This window comes from Streptomyces sp. NPDC002130 (assembly GCF_040296465.1).
Lineage (GTDB): Bacteria > Actinomycetota > Actinomycetes > Streptomycetales > Streptomycetaceae > Streptomyces.
The window spans coordinates 1-2,152 of record NZ_JBEOXI010000607.1 but is presented as its reverse complement, the minus strand read 5'-3'; the positions used below and the strand labels follow the sequence as shown (position 1 = coordinate 2,152).

The following is a 2,152-nucleotide window of genomic DNA, read 5'->3' as shown; positions in this document are numbered from 1 at the left end:
AGGAGCTCTACGGCGAGGATCTGACTGCAGGACGCGTCGACATGATCGTCGGGTGGAGCCGAGCGGGCGCCGACACGGCGACGTCACTGGCCTCCCGGTTCAGTTGCCCGACAGCACCTTCCGTCCCCGCGCCGGCTTCGGCAGTGCCCGCTCCGACGCCGTCGCAGACGCCGGAGCCGGTCCGTACGACAAGCGTCGAGGCCCCGAGCAATCTGTCCGGGCTGTGTGATCCTGCGCTACAAGGTCGGATCGACGAAGCGCTCAGTGGAGTCGGGGATCTCGGATCGTTGATCAGCGATGCGGAGCCCAAGCTGTGGGACCTTGCGGCGGTATTGCCGATCGTGCAGTCACGGGCGCTGGTCGCAGTCGGTACCGGCGTCGAGGGCGTCGTACTCGACGGCCCGGTGCAGGTAGGGATATTCGGAAACGCTACGGACTGGGTGAGGGTGGCAAAGTGACGGCGTCGGCGAAGCGACTTCTGTTGGTGCACGCACATCCGGACGACGAGACAATCCCTGCGAATGATGTCGATCAGATCCGCCGACTCACGATGCACGAGCGCCGCCAACTCCATCGGTGCGATCGGATAACCGTCGTCGAGACGTCGCGACAAGAGATCGTCGTAGATTCCATCAGCCAAAGCCCGCTCGATCAATGGCACTTTCACGATGTCGGCGTCAAGCAGCCGGTACTCACTCAAACCGTCGACGTATCTGCCGAGCATGGTCGATTTGCCAGCCCCCGGCACCCCCGCCGAAATGATCGCAGAACCTTCCTCCTTCGGACCCTCATGTCTATCGAGATAGTCGGAAAACAATTGCCGATGAAACTTCGACCGGGCCGGATCGTTGATCCGATAACGTGATTTCGTGCTGTCGGCCGAATCAGTCCGCAGGACACCGCCTTCCGCACACAACGCGGCTAACTGCATGCCGACAGCAGTACGCAACTCGTCGACGCCACTCACGGCGAACTGAGGCGATCGAGGATCTCGTTCTGACGGTCAGCCAACGCCTGAAACTGATCGTCAGTGAGGAAACCCCGGTAGTACGCCAACTCGACCTCGTTCCAGTCACCAGTGATATAGGCGTCGGTCTCGTTGCCGTTGACGGTGGGGAGATACCCGAAGGTATACCGCCAACCCATCAACCGTTCCATCATTTCCGCCGGGTCGATTTCGCCCGCCGCACACCGATCTATCACCTCAGCCGGCGTCTCACGAACCAAATCAGGATCATGCTCCGCACGCTGAAGCAACCGCGTAACCGTCGCTTGCGAGACGGTCCCCAGACGATCACTGATCACCCGATGGGTATAGCCCCGCCTACTCGCATCGACAATAAGCCGAAGTCGATCACGGTCCGCGACACGATCACGTGCCCCGCGTCGAGCGAGCAAGTCGGTGAACTGATCATCGACAGTCACTGGCCCCACCTCCTTGATTCACTATGCATCAAGATTACGGCAGGAACACACAAGCAACAACCCCGCACGAGAATGCCGAGATTTCAACTGGACATGCCCTGCATCCGGTGCCGCGAAGCTCAGGGGCGTATCGACTTCGGCCACGCCGTCGCATCCTTTGCCGTAACAGCGGGGTGCGCGATGATGACGGCAATGAAACTGGGGATCGACATGCCCAACCCGTGTGAGAGCGTCGCCGCGACCTTGTCTCCTTCGAGCCACGCGCTCGGATCATCTGCGAGGTAGAAGCGGAAATCTGTGTCGTACGGAGGATTCAAAGACTCGGTGACCACACCGGGGCCAGTCGCCCCGTTCCACATCCACGCCACTGATCCCAAGGAACCGGGACCACGACCTCTAAAAGAACTGACGATATTCGCGGCATAACCCTTCACCGCGTCCTCGAACCGGCTGAAGGTAACCGCCCCACTCTCACTGTTACGCTCGGATGCCGAGATCGCGACGTACCCGTTCGCGGTCTTTCTCACACCGCGATACCCGTCGAAGAACCGCCCACCGCTACTACGCGGAAGTTCCGTCACAACGTATCCTTCACCCGAAAATGCCGGGTCATTCCATTCCAACCCGAACGCGGCAGGAATGACAGCACGCAGATAGTCGACGGTCGCAGTGAACTCGGCGACCTCGTCATCGGTCAGCGATCCGGTTCCGAGGAAGTTGTTCTCTT

At 60.5% G+C, this 2,152-nt stretch carries 3 protein-coding genes; all 3 read right to left on the bottom strand.

All coding sequences use genetic code 11. From position 1 onward, the window contains the following. Positions 1-7: 7 nt before the first annotated feature. Positions 8-967, bottom strand: a complete 960-nt coding sequence (locus ABT116_RS43435) for a hypothetical protein (RefSeq protein WP_351646294.1) — start codon at positions 965-967, stop codon at positions 8-10. After that, entirely contained in the window at positions 964-1,425 is a 462-nt protein-coding gene (locus ABT116_RS43430) for a helix-turn-helix domain-containing protein (RefSeq protein WP_003944279.1), read from the bottom strand. The genes ABT116_RS43435 and ABT116_RS43430 overlap by 4 nt, the downstream gene beginning before the upstream one ends. Positions 1,426-1,544: 119 nt before the next feature. After that, a partial coding sequence (locus tag ABT116_RS43425) for a hypothetical protein (protein WP_351646292.1) occupies positions 1,545-2,152 on the bottom strand: 608 nt, incomplete at its 5' end.